Here is an 862-nt window from a genome sequence, read left to right as displayed (position 1 = left end):
CGTCGCCGGCGATCACCGCCACGGTGCGCGGCACGCTTGGCGTCTCGGCGCACGGCAATTGGCCCGCCGCCGACATGCCAGCTTGGGGCAGTTGCTGGCCTTTTCGGTCACCTTCGCAGCCATGGCGATCATCGCTTTGGTGCGTGGCGACCTGGTGACCGCCTGGGAATCGCAGCTGCCCGAGGATACGCCCAACTACTTTGCCATCAATATCCAGCCAGCCGAGCGCGAAGGCTTCCGCGAGATCGTCGAGGATGCCAGTGATACGCGCAGCGATTTATATCCCATCGTGCGCGGACGACTGGTCTCCATCAATGGCAAGCCCGCAGATGCAACGGTACCGGCGGGCCAAGAAACGCCGGATGAGCTGCGCCGAGAACTCAATCTGACCTGGCGCGAGACACTGCCCGAGGGGAATCGCATCGTCGCCGGTGACTGGTTCGATGCGAACGCCCCTGTCGAAGAAGGCCGCCCTGTGCCGATCTCCATGGAGCAGGATCTGGCCGAGCGCCTGGGCGTGACGCTTGGTGAGGTGCTGCGGTTCGACATCGGCAGTGAGCGCGTTTCAGGGCGCGTCACCAGTTTGCGCAGTCTCGACTGGGAAAGCTTCCGGCCCAATTTCTTCGTGATTTTCCCACCGGGGACGCTCGAGCGCTTCAGCCATAGCTATATCACCTCGTTTCATCTGGAGGGTGACCGTCAGGCGACCATCGGCAAACTGGTCTCGCGCTATCCCGGTGTCTCGTTGCTCAATGTCGATGCCATTCTCGAACAAGTCCGCGAGTTACTGGGGCAAGTGACGCGTGCCATCGAACTGGTGCTGGTATTCGTGTTGCTGGCGGGGCTCAGCGTGCTTTACGCC

General features: G+C 62.3%; 1 pseudogene. It reads left to right on the top strand.

Annotation, left to right across the window (positions count from 1 at the left end):
• Positions 1-862: pseudogene (locus OP495_RS18505) on the top strand (ABC transporter permease); the annotation flags it as partial.

The sequence above is a fragment of the Chromohalobacter sp. 296-RDG genome (assembly GCF_029889885.1).
GTDB lineage: Bacteria > Pseudomonadota > Gammaproteobacteria > Pseudomonadales > Halomonadaceae > Chromohalobacter.
Note: the sequence above shows the minus strand (reverse complement) of the source record. Positions and strands in the feature narration are given on the sequence as shown.